Source organism: Leifsonia sp. NPDC014704 (assembly GCF_043083605.1).
In the GTDB taxonomy this organism is placed as follows: domain Bacteria; phylum Actinomycetota; class Actinomycetes; order Actinomycetales; family Microbacteriaceae; genus Leifsonia.
Genome location: NZ_JBIBYW010000002.1, coordinates 909,226 through 926,942, shown reverse-complemented (window position 1 = coordinate 926,942; position 17,717 = coordinate 909,226). Strand labels below are relative to the sequence as shown.

The following is a 17,717-nucleotide window of genomic DNA, read 5'->3' as shown; positions in this document are numbered from 1 at the left end:
CGTTCATGTCTGCATCCGCCGCCGCGGTGACTCCCGCCGCGCACCTCCGTCGCCGCTCCCGGGAGGCTCTGACCGCCCTCGCCGTTCAGTATCTGCTCGGCATGGCGGCCAACCTGATCGGGGAGCCGGACAGCACGTTCGTCCGTGTGGTCGACACGATCATCGTCATCCTGCACATCCTGATCGCCATCGGACTCGTCGTCGTGAGCGTCCGCGTCCTGCTCGCGGCCCGGGCGGCCGGTGTCGGCGAACGTCTCGCGTTGTGGGGTCTGATCGTGATGGCGGTCACATTTCTCGCCGGCGTCCTGACGATCGCGATCGGAAGCGACTGGGCCTCGTACGTGATGGCTGTGGGCTTCCTCGTGGCGGCCGCGCTGTACGCAGGGACCTTCCTGGCCTCCTACCGCCCGGAGCGCGCCGCGGAGGTCTAGCGGCATCCCGCCAGATTCGTGGGGGGGGGGGGGGGGGGGGGGGGGGGGGCCGCCCCCCCGCCCCCCCGGGGCGGGGGGGCACACGCGCCCGCCCCCCCCCCCCCCCCCCCGGGCCCCCCCCCGGGGGCGGGGGGGGGGGGGTGGGCGCGCCCCCCCGCTTTTGGGGGGCGGTTGGGGGGGCGGGGGCGGCTCCCCCCCACCTGGCCCACCCACTCGGCGGGGGTCAGGACCAGTAGGAGTAGTGCGACGCCGGCCGGAAGCCCAGCGGCGCGTAGAGGGCGTGAGCCACGGCGTTGTCCGCGAGCACCTGCAGCCACAGGCCGTGGACGCCGTGCTCGGCGGATGCGGTGGCGAGCGCTTGGACGAGCGTGCGGGCGAGCCCGCGGCGTCGGGCCGCGGGCCGCGTTGCGACGGCGTAGAGCCCTCCCCACCCGCCCACGAGCGCGAGCCGGGCGACGGCGTCCGGCGCGGCCGGGTCGCCGTGCTCGGCGTACAGAGCCGGGCCGCCGCGGAGGATGCGCGCGGCGACATCGCGCTCGGCGGCTCCGCCCCGGCCATCGACGGACCACCAGGTGTCGAGCCACGCCTCGTCGGGACGGTCGGTGATCCGCACGGCGGGATCGACCGCGGGCACCGCGGCGGCGGCACGGCCGGCGACGAGGATGTCCGTCGGCGAGTGGTCGCGATACCCGCGTCGGCCGAGCACATCGGCCAGGGCGGGAGACGACGCGGGGCTCACCTGGAACGCCGGAGGGAGGGACCGTGCCGCGTACCAGCGCTCGGCCGCATCCACCGCGGAGTCGAGGTCGTCGACGGCGCCCGACGTCAGCACCGAGTTCGCCCGGTTGGTGACGCCGGAGGAGGCTCGCAGCGTCCACCCTTCCAGCTGCTCGCGCTCGAGCGCCGGCCAGCCCTGGTCGGCGAGGCGGTCGAGGGAGGCGGCGTCAGGGAGGAGCACCTGTCGACGCTAGCGCAGGCGGCGTACCGTGCGTCGCATGACCGACACCCGAACCGAGTCCCTGGCCGACAGCCCGGCCGCGGAAGCGCTGACCGAGAGCGAGATCGCCGGGCTGAGCGCGAAGACCGTCGCCCACGTCATCCACTATCGGCGGAAGACCTACGTGACCAAGCCGTCCGAGGGCTACGCGCTGCTCAAGCGCGTCAGGACGCTGCTGCGCGACGGGACGACGGATCTCGTCCCGCTGGTGCACCGCGACGGCTTCGTCTGGCTGGCGGTCGGGCCCAGCATCCCGATCGCGATCGACGAGATCGAGACCGACCCCGGCCACAGCGAGAAGCACACGCTCAAGCGACTGGGTCTCGACTAGCCGACGTGCGACGCGTGCGCGACTCGGCCCGAGTCGTGATAGTGGTCACGGCTCGGGCCGATGCGAAGGCGCGCTTGGCCGTCAGGCGACGGGAGCGGGCACCAGTTCGCGCGTCGGAGCGACCTTGGCGGCCGCGGTCTTGACCCGAGGCTTGGGCGCGGCGGCCGCGGCTGGCGCAGGAACGGCGACCGGGAGCGCGGGGAAGGTCGGGATCGGCGCGGTCTCTGCCGGCCCTGCGTTCATAGCGAACTCCTTGAGCCACGGCAGGAGCTCGGGACCGAGATCCTCCCGAGCGACGGCCATCTGCACGATCGCCTTCAGGTAGTCGAGCCGATCGCCGGTGTCGTAGCGACGGCCGCGGAAGATGACGCCGTGCACGCCGCCCGTCCACGCCGGAGCGGTCGCGAGCCCTTCGAGCGCATCCGTCAGCTGGATCTCTCCACCCTTGCCCGGCTCCGTCTTCTCCAGGATGTCGAAGATCTCCGGCCGCAGGACGTACCGGCCGATGACCGCGTAGTTCGACGGGGCGTTCTCGCGGCTGGGCTTCTCGACCAGGCCGGTGATGCGCACCACATCCTCGTCGTCCGTCTCGACCACCGCGGCGGCGCCGTAGAGGTGGATGGACTCCGGCGGCACCTCCATCAGGGCGACGACGGTCGTGTTGAGCGCGTGCTGCACTTCGAGCATCCGCGCGAGCAGCGGGTCCCGGGCATCGATGATGTCGTCACCGAGGAGCACGGCGAACGGCTCGTGCCCGATGTGCATCTTGGCGCGGAGCACCGCGTGCCCGAGGCCCTTCGGGTCGCCCTGCCGCACGTAGTGCATGTCGGCGAGCGAGGTGGAGTAGCTGACCTTGAGCAGCTTGTCGCGGTCGCCCTTCTTCTCGAGGGCGTCCTCGAGCTCCGCGTTGCGGTCGAAGTGATTCTCGAGCGCGTTCTTGTTGCGGCCGGTGATGAGGAGCACGTCGTTGAGGCCCGAGGTGACGGCCTCCTCGACGACGTACTGGATGGCCGGCTTGTCGACCACCGGGAGCATCTCCTTCGGCATGGCCTTGGTCGCGGGCAGGAAGCGCGTTCCCAATCCCGCCGCCGGAATAACCGCCTTCGTCACGTAACTGGTCATGGTCGTTCTCCTTGTCTTCCTCGCCGAGGTGCACGTTGTTGCGGTCGACACGCCGTGCGACTGCGCAACGACGTGCACCTCGACGAAAGGTGGGGACGGGGTCGGGTCAGCGGACGGGGGCGAGGGCGGCGAGGTCGTCGGCCAGCGGGGCGAGCTCGGGCACGGTGCCCATCGCGAGCACGCTCCACCCGGCGCGGTTCCACGCGGCGGCGTCGAGGCAGTTGCGGCCGTCGATGACCGTCCGGCCCCGGACCAGCTCACGCAGGGCGGCAGGGTCGGCCGTCGTGAACTCGTCCCACTCGGTGAGCACGACCGTCAGGTCGGCTCCGGTGAGGGCCTCCTCCATCGAGTCGGCATACCCGAGAGTCGGATAGAGCCGCTGGGCGGTCTCGCGGGCCTGCGGGTCGTAGACCACGACCTGTGCACCGCGGAGGTGCAGTGCCGCCGCCACGTTGAGCGCGGGCGAGTCGCGGACGTCGTCCGTGTGCGGCTTGAAGGCCGCACCCAGCACGCCGATGCGACGGTTGAGCACCGAACCGCCGAGCGCCTTCAGAGCCAGGTCGATGACCCGCTGACGGCGACCCATGTTGATCTCGTCCACCTGCTGCAGCAGGCCGACCGCCGCGTGCGCACCAAGCTCGTTGGAGCGGTACATGAGAGCGCGGATGTCCTTCGGCAGACACCCGCCGCCGAAGCCGAGGCCGGCGTTGAGGAACTGGCGGCCGATCCGCACATCGTGGCCGAGGGCGTCCGCGAGCAGCGAGACATCCGCCCCGGCTGCGTCGCAGACCTCGGCGATCGCGTTGATGAACGAGATCTTCGTGGCGAGGAAGGCGTTGGCGCTGACCTTCACCAGCTCCGCCGTCGGCAGGTCGGCCACCAGGACCGGGCAGCCCTCGGAGATCGGCTTCTCGTAGATGCGGCGGAGGGTGGCCTCGGCCTTCGCGGAGGTTCCTCCGAACACGAGACGGTCGGGCGAGAGGGTGTCGTCCACCGCCTTGCCTTCGCGCAGGAACTCAGGATTCCAGACGAGCTCGACGTCGATCCCTGCGGGCACGGCGTCCGCGATGATCGCGCGGAGCCGCGCGCCCGTCCCGACCGGCACCGTCGACTTACCCACGATGAGCCCGTCGTGGGTGAGGTGCTCGGCGATGCCGCGGGCCGCAGCCTCCACGTAGGAGAGGTTGGCCGCGAACGAGCCCGACTGCTGGGGCGTGCCGACGCAGATGAAGTGCACATCGGAGACGGCGACGGCCTCGGCGAGGTCGGTCGTGAACGTGAGGCGCCCGGCGGCGACGTTCCGGCGGATGAGCTCCGGGAGGCCGGGCTCGAAGAAGGGAGCGCGTCCCTCCTTCAGCTCCTCGACCTTGCGCGGGTCGGTGTCGACGCCGACGACGTCGAAGCCGAGCTCGGCCATGGCGGCCGCGTGGGTGGCGCCGAGGTAGCCGGTGCCGATCACGCTGATGCGGGGAGCGGGCTGGTCCTTGGACTTCTTGGGAGCGGTCATGGCGATCGTCCTTTCTGGTGGTCAGAGAGCGGGAGTGAGGGCGAAGTCGTCCTCAGGTCTGGTCAGGCCGGTGATGAAGGCGGAGAGCGAGTCCGCCCGGGAGTCGATGCGCCAGTCGTTGGTGGCGCGGACGCCTTCGACGTAGCTGGTCACCGCGAGGTTGAACCACGAGAAGCCGATGATGTCGTCGTTCTCCGGTTTCGCGAGCGCCTGGAAGAAGGAGGTGATCCAGGCGGCCTTGTGGCCTTCCGTCTCCGACGCCCCGACCTCGGCGAGGATGATCGGCTTGCTCGTGATGGAGCGCAGCTCGTTCAGGCTCGTCTTGAACGTGTAGTCGAAGCTGAAGTCGTTGTCGGGCTTGTACGGCGGGCGCAGGTAGCCGGAGAGTCCGACCCAGTCGACGTACGCGTCGCCCGGGTACAGCGACTGGAGGTAGCCGGGCGCCTTGTGCGCGGCAGGCAGGTTATTGACGATGTTCGGCGCCCAGACCCAGACGACCAGGTTGTTGGCCCCTTCCTGCTGGAAGACGTCGTGGACGTGGCGCCACATCTTCACGTAGTCGCCCGCGCTGTTGCCGTTGATGGAGTTGCCCTGACCGTCGGTCTCGGCCCACGGGTACCAGACGCCGTTCATCTCGTGGTCGAGACGGATCGCCAGCGGCAGGCCGGTGGCCACGATGTCCTTGGCGTACTGGTGCAGGTACGAGTCGAAGTCGCCGCGGATGATGTTCGGCAGCGAGTACGCCGGCGCGTTGACGGTGTCGTTGCCCGCGTCGATGGGCCGCGACTCCCAGGTCATCATCGGCATCCTGCCCTGCTGCCACGAGCGGGTGACGGCGTTGGCGCGGAAGGTCTCATCCCAGCCGCTGAAGTAGCCGACCATGTTGGGTGAGACGCCGACCTTCGAGCTCGTCGCGTCGAAGGTGGCCCAGTTGAACGGGGCCTGCTCGGTGTACATGCCGTAGTAGCGCTTGGCGGGGTTCACCAGGTCGGCGCGGGCCGGCGCGGTGATCGGGGCGGCGGCGTCTCCGCCGGACGACCCGGACGAACCGGAGCCGCTGTGACCGGACGCGGTGGAGCCCGACGCGGTCGAGCCGGAGGTGCCCTTCGCCTGGGCGGCGGACAGCTGCGCCTTCACGCTGGCGAGCTGGCTCTCGGCTGCTGCGGCCTTCTGCTGGGCGGTGGCGAGCTGCTTGGCGGCAGCGGCCTGGGCGGCGAGGGTCGCCTTCTGCAGCGCGGTCAGCTTGCCCTTCTGCGAGGCGATCGTCTCGGTGGCCTTGTCGAGATTGCGCTTGAGTTCGGCGTTCTGGGCCGCGAAGGGGGTGACGGCCGTCGCCGCCTGGTCGACGGCCTTGCGGAGCGGAGCGCCGGTCGGCGACACCCAGACGTAGGCGGAGATCCCGACGAGGACGGCCGTGAGCACGAGGGCGGCCACGGCGGTCGCCTGCGAGCGGGACTTGGACTGGGACCACCAGGCGGCGGCCCGTGCGGGGGCGGTCTGGTCAGACAAGGAAGAGAGCCTCCAGGGTCAGGATCGCGATTCCGATCAGGTACGGGATGGCGGCGAGCGGGTTGAGCTTGCGGCGGCTGGCCTTCGCGGGCTTGGCGGCGGGAGCGGACGCTGCCGCCTTCACCTCGGCCCGCGTGGCGAGCTGCGTGCGGGTGGCCAGGGCCGTCGCGGTGGTCATCCCGCCGACGGAGTCCGGCAGCAGGGCGGGCGTGTGACCCGACGGAGCGGCCGCGGTGGCGTGCGCCGCGATCTCCTCCTCGGAGCTGATCTCCGCGGGACCGCCGGCATAGGCGCCGGCGCGGGTGCCCCATCCACTGGCGTGCGCCATCCGGAAGAACCCGATCAGGCGGATCGGCATGAGGAAGAACGTCGACACGATGATGAACACCGGCAGGCGGAAGAAGTCACTCGGCTTCTCGGAGAGGTGGCGGATCTGCCGGATGGACATGCTGATCACCGACGACGCGACCATCAGGGCCACGACGGTGAGGATGCCGCCCTCGATCCCGTAGGACTTCAGGAAGCCCTCGTAGAAGTTGTAGCCGCCGCCGGTGATCGAGCGGTAGATCCAGCCGCCGATGACACCGGCCAGCATGAACGGAAGGATGATGTCCATCACGAAGAAGAACGCCAGCACCGGGGCGTGCCCGAGCATCCACGGGAGCATGCGGAGGGTGTTGTACTGGCTGCCGCGCGCCCAGCGGAGCTGCTGCTTGAAGAGCTTCTTCACCTTCAGCGGGGCGTCCGTGTAGACGAGGCTGGTGTGCTGGTAGACGGTGCGGTAGCCCTCCTTCAGCGTGAGGTTCGTCAGCGTCCGGTCGTCGGAGACCTCGAGGAAGACGCCGAGGAACTTCTCGGTCATGAACTTGTCCATGACCCGCATCAGGATCGAGCGGCGGAAGGCGATCGTCCGGCCGGGGAGGCAGCCGATCTGGCCGACGACGCTCTGCGCGGGCATGGAGTAGAGGGCCCGCGAGTTCTCCAGCCAGTCCGCCCAACGGGTGATCCAGCTGCGGGTGGGTTCCAGGATGCGCTGCTTGGTGGTCACGCCGCCGACGCGGTCGTCCGCGAACGGCTTGACGAGCTCCGCCAGCGTGCCCTCGGTCCAGATGGTGTCGGAGTCGACGAGGACCGTGATCTCGCCGGTCGACATCTTGGTGCCGATCATGACGGCGTTGCGCTTGCCCGGAATGGGCGTGTGGACCCAGCGCACCAGCGGCGCGAACTCCTCGCACACCTCGGCGAGCTCGGGGTTGGGGGCGCCGTTGATGACGACGATGATCTCGCCCGGCTTCTGTTCGACCATGCGTCCGAGGACGTCGCGGAACAGGTCGAGCGGCTCGTCGACGACCGGGACGACCACGCTGGTCGTGCCGGTGAACTCGCCGGTGTAGGCGCGGTAGCGGCGGGACATGAGCACTTTGACGATCCAGATGACCCAGATCAGCGCCGAGTAGATCGCGAAGAGGTAGAACTCGGGATGCCCGCCCAGCATGTGGCGGAGCTGCAACAGGAAGATGAACACGGACGGGACCTCTCACGGTGGGGTGGGGGTGGCATCCACAGCACTGGGGATCTGGTCGGGTTCGGGTGAGGTCAGTTCTACGGGGCGTGGGAGCGCCCCCGCAAGTGGGGGTGGAACGGGCATCCTAAGCGTGTCGCGTCGTCCCCCTCGGGGTGGTGTCCGCAGACACGCGGACAGCCGGGAGGGCATCCGTGATGAGCACCTCTCAACGAGAGTCGCGAGATAGAGAGGCCGATCAGCAGCCAGAAATGCACGCATGTCGACTTCACCCCAGGGTGAAGCGCGGCACGCCCGGGATGCGTGAATCTTGTACCCCGGAGGAGGGTCGTCGGGGGGCTTTCTGAATGTTACGAACTTTTACACGTGCGACATGTGCCGTTCACACGGAACGCCCGTCGGCAGGTGTGCCGACGGGCGTTCGCCCCCTGTCTCCCCCCGGTCGGTTGCGCCGTCAGTTGCGCCGCAGTTCCCTTCCGTGCACGGTCACCGCGTAGATGATGAGGAGGTCGACGGTCACCATCGCGATCGACCACCACGGCTGGGCCGGAAACGTGATCAGCTGCCCGATGGCGTGGAGAGCCGCGATGAACACCGCGAAGATGCGGGCCCACAGGGCGCCGCGCATGAGGGACAGGCCGGCGATCAGCATGAGCAGGCCGAGCACGATCGACCACCATCCCCACGCCGTGAGGCTGAACGTCTGGATGCCCGACGACGACACGAAATACCCGGTCGACGGCCCGAGCAGGGCGACGATCCCGTAGAACACGTCGAGGATCGCGGCGATGAGCAGGAGCACCGCTGCGAACAGCGCCCACCCCACCCATCCGGAACGGACTTGCACCTCGGACATCGCATCCACCTCTCGGTCTGAACCGCCCAAACCTGCGGTCGGGCACAGCATCCCGTGCGCCATGCCGCCGCGGATAGACAGCGGGAATTTCCTCGGATCCGATGCGTTTACATGGACATAGCCAGGCAATGGAGCCGAGAGATCCTGAACGAACACCCTGGAGGAGTTCCATGTCCATCGCCGAAGCCACCGCGCGCGTCGCCGAGACGTCCGCCCCGCTGCTCCCCGCACTCGCCGAGCGCTGGAGCCCGCGCGCTTTCGACCCCTCGATCGGGATCGACGACATCACGCTGCGCTCCGCCCTCGAGGCGGCGCGCTGGTCGCCGTCGGCCGCGAACACCCAGCCGTGGCGCTTCATCGTCGCGCGGCGCGGCACCGAGGCCTTCGACACGATCGTCGCCAACCTGGCCGGCTTCAACACCGTGTGGGCCGGATCCGCGGCCGTCCTGATCGTCGCGGCCGCCGAGGTCGTCGACGAGGAGGGCAAGGAGCGCCGGTGGGCGACCTACGACCTCGGTCAGGCCGTCGCGCACCTGACGATCCAGGCCCACCACGACGGGCTCCACGCGCACCAGATGGGCGGTTTCGACGCCGAGGCGCTGCGTGAGGCCTTCCAGCTCGGCGAGCGCTTCGTGCCGGTCTCCGTCACCGCACTGGGCGTGCTCGGCGACGCCGAGACGCTGCCTGAGCCGCTGCGGACGCGCGAGGCCGCGCCGCGCAGCCGCCGCCCGCTCGACGAGATCGCCGAAGTGCACGGCTGATCCGCTCCGGACCGCAAACGACACGGCGCCCGCCGGGATGTGTTCATCCTCCGGCGGGCGCCGTTCTGTCTGCGTCAGACCCTACTGTGGCGGCCCTTACGGGCGCACGAGCGTCTTGATCGCCCGGCGCTCATCCATCGCCGCATACGCCTCGGCGATGTCGGTCAGCGGCACCTCGAGGTCGAACACGCGACCCGGCTCGATGGCGCCCGACCAGACGTCCTGAAGCAGGTCCTCCACGTAGTTCCGCACGGGCGCGACCCCGCCGTTGACGCCGATGTTGCTCTGGAACAGCGGGCGGACCGGCAGCTCCGGGCCGCCGTTCGGAACCCCGACGTAACCGACCATGCCACCCGGACGGGCCGAGCGGATGGCCTGGTCCATCGACTCCTTCGTTCCGACGGCCTCGAGCACGCAGTCCGCGCCGATCCCGTCGAACAACTCCTTGACCGCCGCGACACCCGCGTCGCCGCGCTCGGCGACGATATCGGTCGCGCCGAACTCGCGCGCGAGCGCCTGCCGCGTCTCGTGCCGCGACATGGCCACGATGCGCGACGCGCCCAGCCGCGCGGAGGCCAGCACAGCGCACAGCCCGACGGCGCCGTCGCCGACCACGACGACCGTGCTCCCCTCGGTGACTCCGGCGGAGACCGCGGCGTGGTGCCCGGTGCCCATCACATCCGACAGCGTCAGCAGGCTCGGGATGAGCTCGGCGCGCGGGTACTCGGGGGTGGCGACGAGCGACCCGTCGGCGTGCGGCACGCGCACGTACTCGCCCTGGCCGCCGTCCGCGAAGCCGCCGATGCGGTCCTGGGCGCCCCACCAGCCGCCGTGCAGGCACGACGTGCTGACGCCGTTGCGGCAGTTCACGCAGGTCATGTCGCAGTCGTAGAACGGCGCGATGACGAAGTCGCCCGGCCGGATGGTGCGGACGTTCTCGCCCACCTCCTCGACCACTCCGACGAACTCGTGACCGATCCGCCGCGGCTCGGCCGTCGGCGTCACGCCGCGATAGGGCCACAGGTCGCTGCCGCAGACGCAGGCCGCGACGACGCGGACGACGGCGTCGAGGCCGTCGGAGCCCGAACCGGTGTAGAGGGTGGGGGTGGGGACGTCTTCGAGGCGCACATCGCGCTCTCCGTGGATGACAGCAGCACGCATGGTTCGAGCCTACGCGAAGGGCCCCCAGCCGATCGTCGGATCGGGTGGGGGCCCTTCGTCGTGCGTACTACTCGCGGACGGCCGCGACCGTCAGGTGGTCGGCATCGCGATCCAGGTCGACCCGGACCAGGTCGCCGTCGCGCACCTCGCCGGCGAGCAGCGCGGTGGCGAGACGGTCCTCGATCTCGCGCTGCATCAGCCGGCGGAGCGGACGGGCGCCGTAAATCGGGTCATACCCGCGCTCGGCCAGCCACGCCCGGGCGTCCGGGGTGACCGCCAGCTCCAGGCGCCGCTCGGTGAGGCGCTGCATCAGGTGGTCGATGCCCAGCTCGACGATCTCGCCCAGCTCCTCCTGTGTGAGGGCGGAGAAGACGACGATGTCGTCCAGTCGGTTGACGAACTCCGGCTTGAACGCCTGCCGCACCATCTGAAGCACCGCCTCCTCGCGCTCGGTCGGGTTCAACGTCGGGTCGACGAGGAACTGGCTGCCGAGGTTCGAGGTGAGCACCAGGATGGTGTTGCGGAAGTCGACCGTGCGGCCCTGGCCGTCGGTCAGCCGGCCGTCGTCGAGCACTTGCAGCAGCACGTCGAAGACCTCCGGGTGCGCCTTCTCGACCTCGTCGAGCAGGATCACCGAGTACGGACGACGACGAACGGCCTCGGTCAGCTGACCGCCCTGCTCGTAGCCGACGTATCCGGGAGGGGCGCCGACGAGCCGCGAGACGGAGAACTTCTCGCCGTACTCGCTCATGTCGATGCGGACCATGGCCTTCTCGTCGTCGAACAGGAACGCCGCGAGGGCCTTCGCGAGCTCCGTCTTGCCGACACCGGTCGGGCCGAGGAACAGGAAGGAGCCGGTCGGGCGCCCGGGGTCGGAGATGCCCGCGCGGGTGCGGCGCACCGCATCCGACACCGCCTGCACGGCCTTCTTCTGACCGATGATGCGGCGGCCCAGCTCGTGCTCCAGATTGAGCAGCTTCTCGGTCTCGCCCTGGGTGAGGCGGTCGACGGGGATGCCGGTCCACGCCGCGACGACGGCGGCGATGTCGTCGGCCGTGACCTGCTCGTTCACCATGCGCGGGTGCTCGTGCTCGGCCTGCTCGGCCTCCGCAAGCTCCCGCTCGATGCCCGGGATGGTCTCGTACTCGATGCGGGACGCCTCCTGGTACCGGCCGTCGCGCAGGGCGACGTCTCGCCGGGTCTTGGCCTCCTCCAGCTGCGACCGCAGCTCGCCGACGCGGTTGAGCGATGCCTTCTCGGCGCGCCACCGGGCCTGCAGCTCCTCCAGCTCGTCCTCCTGCTGGTGAAGGCGCTCACGGAGCTGCGCGAGGCGCTCCTTGCTGGCGTCGTCCTTCTCCTTCTTGAGGGCGAACTCCTCCAGCTTCATGCGCTCGACCTGGCGCTGCAGGGTGTCGATCTCGACCGGCGCCGAGTCGATTTCCATCTTCAGCCGGGAGGCGGCCTCGTCGATCAGGTCGATCGCCTTGTCCGGCAGCTGCCGGGCGGTGATGTACCGGTTCGAGAGGGATGCGGCGGCGACGAGGGCGGAGTCCTCGATGGTCACGCCGTGGTGGGCTTCGTAGCGGCCCTTCAGCCCACGGAGGATCGCGACGGTGTCCTCCACGGACGGCTCGCCGACGTAGACCTGCTGAAAGCGCCGCTCGAGGGCCGCATCCTTCTCGATGAACTCGCGGTACTCGTTGAGGGTCGTCGCGCCGATCAGGCGCAGCTCACCGCGGGCGAGCATCGGCTTCAGCATGTTGGAGGCCGCGACCGAACCCTCCCCGCCGCCTGCACCCATCAGGATGTGCAGCTCGTCGACGAAGGTGATGATCCGGCCCTCGGCGTCGTTGATCTCCTTGAGGACGGCCTTCAGCCGCTCCTCGAACTGCCCGCGGTACATCGCTCCCGCGACGAGCGCGGAGAGGTCGAGTGCGACCAGCTGCTTCCCCTTGAGGGAGTCGGCCACATCCCCCGCGACGATGCGCTGGGCGAGGCCTTCGACGACCGCGGTCTTTCCGACGCCGGGCTCGCCGATGAGCACGGGGTTGTTCTTAGTGCGACGGGTCAGCACCTGGCTGACACGCCGGATCTCGGCATCCCGCCCGATGACCGGGTCGAGCTTGCCGCTCTTGGCGATCTCCGTGAGGTTCACGCCGTACTGTTCGAGAGCGCTCTTCGCCTCCTCCTGCGTGGAGGGCGCACCCTGCATGTTCGCCATGTGGTTCCTTTCCCAGTTCTCTGTGGGCAAACTTGAGTCTACTAGGCTCAACTTTGATCGGCGAGGGGATATTCCGATTTCTGAGCCGAAAGCTGGCCCCCGGCGGACGACGAATTGCGGGTGGAAAGCGACGTCGCGCCAGGGCCGCTAACGGGAAGGCCGAGGATGCGCCGCGTTTCGTGCGCACCTCACCGCGTGAACTCGAATCGCCGCCCTTCATAGCGACCGCCGAGCGGCAAGTAGATGGTAAGACTCGCGCCAGAGCCGACGATCTCAAACGTGGAGATGAAGGAATGATCGGAGCCATCCACCCCCAGCAACAAGAGGTAAGACCTGTGGCTTCCGCGATGCCGCTCGAGCTGCCACGTGCCGATCTGCGTATACGGGGCCGACGCGGCAGGAGCCTTACCGCTGAGCGCCCCCTTCGAGACGTTGCGAATCAAGAACGTTCCGTCCTGCCGAATATCGACCGATTGACTCGTGTCCGCAGGATGTTTCCACAACCCGATCACGTCCGTGCGATGGACCGACTGAACACTACAACCAACAAGAAGAACAGCCATCAACACCAGTGCCATGACACCGAAGCACGTGCGCTTGTACGTCACTTCGTCGGCCGGATTGGTTCGGTCCAGGTGATGGTCTGACTCGTCGGCGCCATCGGTCCCAGGTGTTTGAACACCGAGTCGAGAGGGTTCCCGATTAGCTGACTCCACCAGTCCGTATAGCCGATCACGGGGGGATGAGTAGCCGATTGGATGTCCGATTCGTTGGTCACGACAAATCGGACCGTCGCGCTTCCATCAGGGTTGATCGACAGCACCTCGGGATGGAGCTCGTAGGATCCCAAGAAAGTCACCGCAAGGTTCCCCGTTGCCCCACCTGTGGCAAGAGTGGAGTAGTCCGCCACGTACTTTCCGGCCCCGTCAGCGCCGCCCAAATGGTACGAGAAGTCCTCCGGGATCTCGCCCACACGAAGTGTGCCTGCTTTCAAAGCTTTCCGGAGTCTGTCTTCCACTGCTCTGACGTGGTCGTGCTCGCGCAGCATCATGGTGAAGGGATCGTCGTCGGTGAACTCTTGGTGACGCGGCCCGGTTCCGGTCAGCCACTGCTGTCCGAGCTCCCAGGGCGTCGAGTTGTTCGGCTTCGGCTGGGGATGTGGCTTCTGCTTGTCGATCACGCGTGCGCTGATTGCCGACGCGTCGATGATATCGCTGATCGCGGCACGGAACGCCGCTCGCGCTTCGACTCTGGTCATGTACAACGTCTTGAGTCGAGCCAAGGCCTCCGCCTCTTCCGCGAGGGCGGCGGTCTTGCTCCGTGTCGCCAACGCGATCAGGTCGCCCATGCCCGGTGCAGTCAGTGGCCCCGTGACCATGGCGTTCGCCGAACCGATCGTTTGGCGGGCCGCGGCCAGCTGTTCCACCCAGACCCGCGCCCGATCCTTCACGTCCTCGTGCGCGTCCTGGTACGCCTGGCAAGCGGAGAGCGCACTCTCGAGCGCAGCGCGTTTGGCGAGAATACTGGCAAGGAGGGCCTCGTGGGTAGCGGCGGCGGCCCGGGCGGCCACGCCGCTCCAGTTCTCTCGGACGGTGTCGGCCGACTTCCGGACACCGATGTGGGTCTGCTCCAACGCGTTCCGGTCCTGCCTCACCTTCATCGGAACGTTCTCCACTCTGACAACAAAGTCATCATATTCTTCATGCCATATCGGAACGTATCATGCGAGCCGCATGACCTGCCCATAGCGGTCACACCGGACAGATCGCTCCACGTTGGCGCCTGAACGGGTCGCGATCGTCCCCCCTCGGGAAACGCTTCGCGTCGACCCCTGGCGTGCCGCCGCCCGGTGTCGGAGGCGGCCCATAGGATCGCATCTCGTGCGCCAGACGGATCAAGAACGGACGAGGCGGAGGCTGTCCGCCTCCGCGCTTGTCGCCGCCACTCTGCTCCTGGCCGGGTGCTCCGTCGTCGTGAGCGCCGCGGAGCCGGCGGGCACGGTTGCGACTCCGCCGGTGTCAGCGCTGTCGGCTCCGCCGGCGACCGCGCCAGCGTCGGCGGCGCCGGCCGGGTCCATCGACGCCCGAGCGCTGCTGGCCACGCTCCCAGTGAAGGGCAAGGCGCCGAAGACGGGGTACGACCGGGTCGGCGACTTCGGACCGGCGTGGGATCTGCCCGGGCAGGCGTGCTCGACGCGCGACCTCATCCTCGCCCGCGATTTGACCGACATCGTCCGGGACGGCCCCTGCAAGGTCACCTCCGGCACCCTCCACGACCCGTACACCGGGAAGACGATCAGCTTCCGCCGCGGCGTCGCGACTTCGGCCGAGGTGCAGATCGACCACCGCGTACCGCTCGCCAACGCCTGGCAGACCGGCGCCCAGCAGCTCACCTTCGAGCAACGGCGGCAGCTCGCGAACGATCCGCTGAACCTCGTCGCGGTCGACGGGCCGACGAACGCGAAGAAGTCCGACGGGGATGCGGCCACCTGGCTTCCGCCGGTGAAGCCGTACCGGTGCGAGTACGTGGCGGCGCAGGTCGCCGTGAAGGCCCGGTATCACCTGTGGGTCGCACCGGCCGAGCACGACGCGATCGACCGCATCCTGGCGGGATGCGCGCCCATGATGGTGCCCCAGCCGGGGACCACGACGCCGACGGGGCGGTAGCCTGTCGCCATGGTGGATCCGGCCGACCTGCGCGTGGTGCTGATGGACAGCCAGACGGCCGCGACCCTGGCCCAGGTGCTGCCGCTGCTGCTGCTGACCCTGATGGTGGAGCTGCGGCGCGTGGAGGTGCACCGCCGTGGTCGCAACATCCGGACGACCCGCGTGCTGCTCGGACTGTTCTTCATCGCGTTCGGCGTGGTCGAGACGGTCTTCGTCCTCTCGATCGACGGCGCGCTCATCCCCTTCACCTGGAGCGACCTCATCGCGGCGCTCAGCATCTTCGCCCTGCTGGCGCTGCTCTTCGTCCTGTCCCTGCTCGACTCGCCGTCGCGCCGCAAGCACGACGAGGCGTGACGCGGGCGTCCGGCTCCGGATCAGCGCATCGTCACCGACGCACGCGGTAGCGCAGGTGGAGCACGCCGTCGCCCTGGACGACGTCCTCCGGTCCCTCGAGGAGATGCTGCGCTGCGACGGACCCGAAGAAGCGCTTCCCGGCGCCGAGCACGACGGGTGCCACATCCATCCGGACCTCGTCGATCAGACCCGCGGCGAGCGCCTGGCCGCCGACAGCTCCCGCTGCGACCTCGACCACGCGGTCCCCTGCGAGTCCTTGGGCTGTGCGCATGGCCGCCTCGATGCCGTCGACGAACGTGAACGGGGCGTCGGGGGACCAGCCCTCCGGCCGGCCCCGGTGGGTCACGACGACGACGTGTTCGACGCCGCCCGGCGGCACCCCGTCCCACCCGTCCGTCATGTCGAAGACGTGGCGACCGACGATGGTCACTCCGATCCCGTCCCAGTAGGGCCGGACGTAGTCGTACGAGGCCTGCGACACCTTCAACACGCCGCTGTCGTCTAACGGCACGTCTCCGCCCAGCAACCAGTCGAACAGCGGCCCGGGCTGGTCGTCCGCGTCGGCGATGAAGCCGTCCACCGACACGGATGCGTACAGCACGGTCTTGCCCACGATGTCTCCTCGCCTCGGGTCCTCCCACGTTAGCGCCTGATCCATTCCCCCACTGGTAGCGCCACTACCGGTAGTGTTACTATCAGGCCGTGCTGATCACCGAACTCGCCGAACGCTCCTCGACTCCCGCCGCCACGATCAAGTACTACGTGCGGGAAGGGCTGCTGCCCGCGGGCGAACGCGTGGGCGGCAACCGCACCATCTACAGCGAGGAGCACCAGCGTCGGCTGCGGCTGATCCGCGCCATGCTCGAGGTGGGCAAGCTGTCCATCGCCTCCGTCAAGACCATCCTGAACGCACTGGATGAGCCAGGCGCCCCCATCGCCCACACCTTCGACGTCGCGCAGCAGGCGCTCTCGCGCTCCGCCGTCTCGGACGTCGCCGAACCGACGCCCGAGGCACTCGCGCGAGTGGATGCGCTAGCCGCCCGCGCCGGATGGACCGACTGCGACGACAACATCGGCCGCGAGATCGCCGCCCGCGTGATCGACGCGTTCGCCGGCTCGGGGTTCCCTCTCCCGGACGACTATCTCGACCGCTACGCCGCCGCCGCCCGCATCCACGCCGAAGCCGACCTGGGTGCGGTCGCCACCCTGCCCGACCCGTCGCGCATGACCGAGCTCATGGTGATCGGCACCGTGCTCGGCGACACCCTCTCGCTCGGCCTGCGTCGTATGGCGCAGGCCGTCGTCACCGAAGAAAGAAGAAGAAGCTCATGAAGGCCGTCTTCGCCTGGCACCGTCCGTTGATGACGGTGGCCGCTCTGATGATCGTCAGCACGATCGTCTGCCTCGTCGGACTGCTGGTCGACCCGCGCCAGATCACCGGTATGGAGGCGTGGGCCAAGCCGCTCAAGTTCTCCCTCTCCATCCTGCTGTACAGCGTCACCTGGGCCTGGCTCATCGCACACCTGCCGCGGTGGCGCCGGATCGCGCACGCCGCAGGGACCGTCGTCGCCGTCGCTCTCATCGTCGAGCAGGTGCTGATCGTGGGTGCCGCCGCCGCAGGGACGACGAGCCACTTCAACGTCTCGACGCCTCTCGCGAGCGCGGTCTGGGGCGTCATGGCGATCTCCATCACCACGCTCTACGTGTGCACGTTCGTCACCACGATCGCGGTGTTCTTCCTGCGGCTGAGCACGCGGTCGACGACCCTCGCCGTGCGCGCCGGCGCCCTGCTCGCGCTGGCCGGGATGGGGCTCGCCTACCTGATGACCGGGCCGACCGCCGCACAGCTGGCCGACTTCCGGGGCATCGCCGGCGCCCACACTGTCGGACTCGCCGACGGCGGACCGGGACTCCCGGTGCTGGGCTGGAGTACCGTCGGCGGCGACCTGCGCATCCCGCACTTCATCGGGATGCACGCCCTGCAGCTGCTGCCGCTGCTCGCGGTGCTGCTCGGGTGGCTCGGCCGGCGCTGGCATCCCCTGGCCGACGACCGGGTGCGCACGCGCCTCGTCGTCGTGGCGACCGCCGCCTACGCGGCCGTGCTCCCTCTCGTCACCGTGCAGGCGCTCGCGGGGCAGTCGATCGTCCGTCCGGACGGCGCCTTCCTCGCCGCGGGCTGGACGATCGCCGTCGCGGCGCTCCTGGCCGCCGCCGCCATCCTCACCTTCCGCCCGCGTCCCCTCCCGTCCCCCACCGTCGCCCCCGCCTGAGCGCCGGGG

18 protein-coding genes are annotated in these 17,717 nt (G+C 69.3%); 7 read left to right on the top strand and 11 right to left on the bottom strand.

Annotated elements, in window-relative coordinates; translation table 11 throughout:
* Positions 1 to 5: 5 nt before the first annotated feature.
* Positions 6 to 431, top strand: a complete 426-nt coding sequence (locus ACF1AJ_RS15940) for a hypothetical protein (RefSeq protein ID WP_391508230.1) — start codon at positions 6 to 8, stop codon at positions 429 to 431.
* A 223-nt stretch (positions 432 to 654) separates the two neighbouring features.
* Here the strand turns inward: ACF1AJ_RS15940 and ACF1AJ_RS15935 are convergent, their stop codons facing one another.
* A complete protein-coding gene (locus ACF1AJ_RS15935) occupies positions 655 to 1,389 on the bottom strand; it encodes a GNAT family N-acetyltransferase (protein WP_391508229.1) in 735 nt (244 codons plus the stop codon).
* 37 nt (positions 1,390 to 1,426) lie between these two features.
* Between ACF1AJ_RS15935 and ACF1AJ_RS15930 the strand changes: the two genes are divergently transcribed.
* On the top strand, positions 1,427 to 1,759 hold the full coding sequence (locus ACF1AJ_RS15930; protein WP_391508228.1) for a hypothetical protein: 333 nt from the start codon (positions 1,427 to 1,429) through the stop codon (positions 1,757 to 1,759).
* Between the two features lie 81 nt (positions 1,760 to 1,840).
* Here the strand turns inward: ACF1AJ_RS15930 and galU are convergent, their stop codons facing one another.
* The 5 genes from galU to ACF1AJ_RS15905 form a co-directional block, all read right to left on the bottom strand.
* Complete coding sequence (gene galU / locus ACF1AJ_RS15925) at positions 1,841 to 2,881, bottom strand: UTP--glucose-1-phosphate uridylyltransferase GalU (RefSeq protein ID WP_309854586.1); 1,041 nt, start codon at positions 2,879 to 2,881, stop codon at positions 1,841 to 1,843.
* Between the two features lie 106 nt (positions 2,882 to 2,987).
* Entirely contained in the window at positions 2,988 to 4,388 is a 1,401-nt protein-coding gene (locus tag ACF1AJ_RS15920; protein ID WP_391508227.1) for a UDP-glucose dehydrogenase family protein, read from the bottom strand.
* Between the two features lie 21 nt (positions 4,389 to 4,409).
* Entirely contained in the window at positions 4,410 to 5,897 is a 1,488-nt protein-coding gene (locus ACF1AJ_RS15915; RefSeq protein WP_391508226.1) for a glycoside hydrolase family 26 protein, read from the bottom strand.
* Positions 5,890 to 7,422: a glycosyltransferase family 2 protein gene (locus ACF1AJ_RS15910; protein WP_391508225.1), complete on the bottom strand. Its 1,533-nt coding sequence runs from the start codon at positions 7,420 to 7,422 to the stop codon at positions 5,890 to 5,892. Before ACF1AJ_RS15910 ends, ACF1AJ_RS15915 begins: the two co-directional genes overlap by 8 nt.
* A gap of 451 nt (positions 7,423 to 7,873) precedes the next feature.
* Positions 7,874 to 8,275 (bottom strand): hypothetical protein, encoded by a 402-nt coding sequence (locus tag ACF1AJ_RS15905; protein WP_391508224.1) that lies wholly within the window; start codon positions 8,273 to 8,275, stop codon positions 7,874 to 7,876.
* Between the two features lie 170 nt (positions 8,276 to 8,445).
* Between ACF1AJ_RS15905 and ACF1AJ_RS15900 the strand changes: the two genes are divergently transcribed.
* Complete coding sequence (locus ACF1AJ_RS15900; RefSeq protein WP_391508223.1) at positions 8,446 to 9,036, top strand: nitroreductase family protein; 591 nt, start codon at positions 8,446 to 8,448, stop codon at positions 9,034 to 9,036.
* A gap of 96 nt (positions 9,037 to 9,132) precedes the next feature.
* On the opposite strand, the gene ACF1AJ_RS15895 is transcribed toward ACF1AJ_RS15900, so the two are convergent.
* The 4 genes from ACF1AJ_RS15895 to ACF1AJ_RS15880 all read right to left on the bottom strand — a co-directional run bounded on the left by ACF1AJ_RS15895 (position 9,133) and on the right by ACF1AJ_RS15880 (position 14,078).
* Positions 9,133 to 10,197: a zinc-dependent alcohol dehydrogenase family protein gene (locus ACF1AJ_RS15895; RefSeq protein ID WP_391508222.1), complete on the bottom strand. Its 1,065-nt coding sequence runs from the start codon at positions 10,195 to 10,197 to the stop codon at positions 9,133 to 9,135.
* Between the two features lie 67 nt (positions 10,198 to 10,264).
* Positions 10,265 to 12,418, bottom strand: coding sequence for an ATP-dependent Clp protease ATP-binding subunit (locus ACF1AJ_RS15890; protein WP_391508221.1), 2,154 nt, complete (start codon positions 12,416 to 12,418; stop codon positions 10,265 to 10,267).
* 188 nt (positions 12,419 to 12,606) lie between these two features.
* Entirely contained in the window at positions 12,607 to 12,996 is a 390-nt protein-coding gene (locus ACF1AJ_RS15885; protein WP_391508220.1) for a hypothetical protein, read from the bottom strand.
* Between the two features lie 26 nt (positions 12,997 to 13,022).
* Positions 13,023 to 14,078: a hypothetical protein gene (locus ACF1AJ_RS15880; protein ID WP_391508219.1), complete on the bottom strand. Its 1,056-nt coding sequence runs from the start codon at positions 14,076 to 14,078 to the stop codon at positions 13,023 to 13,025.
* Positions 14,079 to 14,298: 220 nt separating this feature from the next.
* On the opposite strand from ACF1AJ_RS15880, the gene ACF1AJ_RS15875 reads away from it, so the two are divergent.
* Together ACF1AJ_RS15875 and ACF1AJ_RS15870 are read left to right on the top strand one after the other, a co-directional pair.
* Positions 14,299 to 15,084, top strand: coding sequence for an HNH endonuclease family protein (locus ACF1AJ_RS15875; protein WP_391508218.1), 786 nt, complete (start codon positions 14,299 to 14,301; stop codon positions 15,082 to 15,084).
* A gap of 9 nt (positions 15,085 to 15,093) precedes the next feature.
* Positions 15,094 to 15,438 (top strand): hypothetical protein, encoded by a 345-nt coding sequence (locus tag ACF1AJ_RS15870; protein ID WP_391508217.1) that lies wholly within the window; start codon positions 15,094 to 15,096, stop codon positions 15,436 to 15,438.
* Positions 15,439 to 15,469: 31 nt separating this feature from the next.
* On the opposite strand, the gene ACF1AJ_RS15865 is transcribed toward ACF1AJ_RS15870, so the two are convergent.
* On the bottom strand, positions 15,470 to 16,051 hold the full coding sequence (locus ACF1AJ_RS15865; RefSeq protein ID WP_391508216.1) for a dihydrofolate reductase family protein: 582 nt from the start codon (positions 16,049 to 16,051) through the stop codon (positions 15,470 to 15,472).
* Positions 16,052 to 16,140: 89 nt separating this feature from the next.
* On the opposite strand from ACF1AJ_RS15865, the gene ACF1AJ_RS15860 reads away from it, so the two are divergent.
* On the top strand, positions 16,141 to 16,770 hold the full coding sequence (locus tag ACF1AJ_RS15860) for a MerR family transcriptional regulator (protein WP_391508215.1): 630 nt from the start codon (positions 16,141 to 16,143) through the stop codon (positions 16,768 to 16,770).
* Positions 16,767 to 17,708: a hypothetical protein gene (locus tag ACF1AJ_RS15855; protein WP_391508214.1), complete on the top strand. Its 942-nt coding sequence runs from the start codon at positions 16,767 to 16,769 to the stop codon at positions 17,706 to 17,708. Before ACF1AJ_RS15860 ends, ACF1AJ_RS15855 begins: the two co-directional genes overlap by 4 nt.
* Positions 17,709 to 17,717: the final 9 nt, after the last annotated feature.

Coding starts and splice junctions, on each gene's coding strand:
- ACF1AJ_RS15940 (WP_391508230.1), top strand. CDS start 6: ATGTCTGCATCCGCCGCCGCGGTGACTCCCGCCGCGCACCTCCGTCGC.
- ACF1AJ_RS15930 (WP_391508228.1), top strand. CDS start 1,427: ATGACCGACACCCGAACCGAGTCCCTGGCCGACAGCCCGGCCGCGGAA.
- galU (WP_309854586.1), bottom strand. CDS start 2,881: ATGACCAGTTACGTGACGAAGGCGGTTATTCCGGCGGCGGGATTGGGA.
- ACF1AJ_RS15920 (WP_391508227.1), bottom strand. CDS start 4,388: ATGACCGCTCCCAAGAAGTCCAAGGACCAGCCCGCTCCCCGCATCAGC.
- ACF1AJ_RS15905 (WP_391508224.1), bottom strand. CDS start 8,275: ATGTCCGAGGTGCAAGTCCGTTCCGGATGGGTGGGGTGGGCGCTGTTC.
- ACF1AJ_RS15900 (WP_391508223.1), top strand. CDS start 8,446: ATGTCCATCGCCGAAGCCACCGCGCGCGTCGCCGAGACGTCCGCCCCG.
- ACF1AJ_RS15895 (WP_391508222.1), bottom strand. CDS start 10,197: ATGCGTGCTGCTGTCATCCACGGAGAGCGCGATGTGCGCCTCGAAGAC.
- ACF1AJ_RS15890 (WP_391508221.1), bottom strand. CDS start 12,418: ATGGCGAACATGCAGGGTGCGCCCTCCACGCAGGAGGAGGCGAAGAGC.
- ACF1AJ_RS15885 (WP_391508220.1), bottom strand. CDS start 12,996: ATGGCACTGGTGTTGATGGCTGTTCTTCTTGTTGGTTGTAGTGTTCAG.
- ACF1AJ_RS15880 (WP_391508219.1), bottom strand. CDS start 14,078: ATGAAGGTGAGGCAGGACCGGAACGCGTTGGAGCAGACCCACATCGGT.
- ACF1AJ_RS15870 (WP_391508217.1), top strand. CDS start 15,094: ATGGTGGATCCGGCCGACCTGCGCGTGGTGCTGATGGACAGCCAGACG.
- ACF1AJ_RS15855 (WP_391508214.1), top strand. CDS start 16,767: ATGAAGGCCGTCTTCGCCTGGCACCGTCCGTTGATGACGGTGGCCGCT.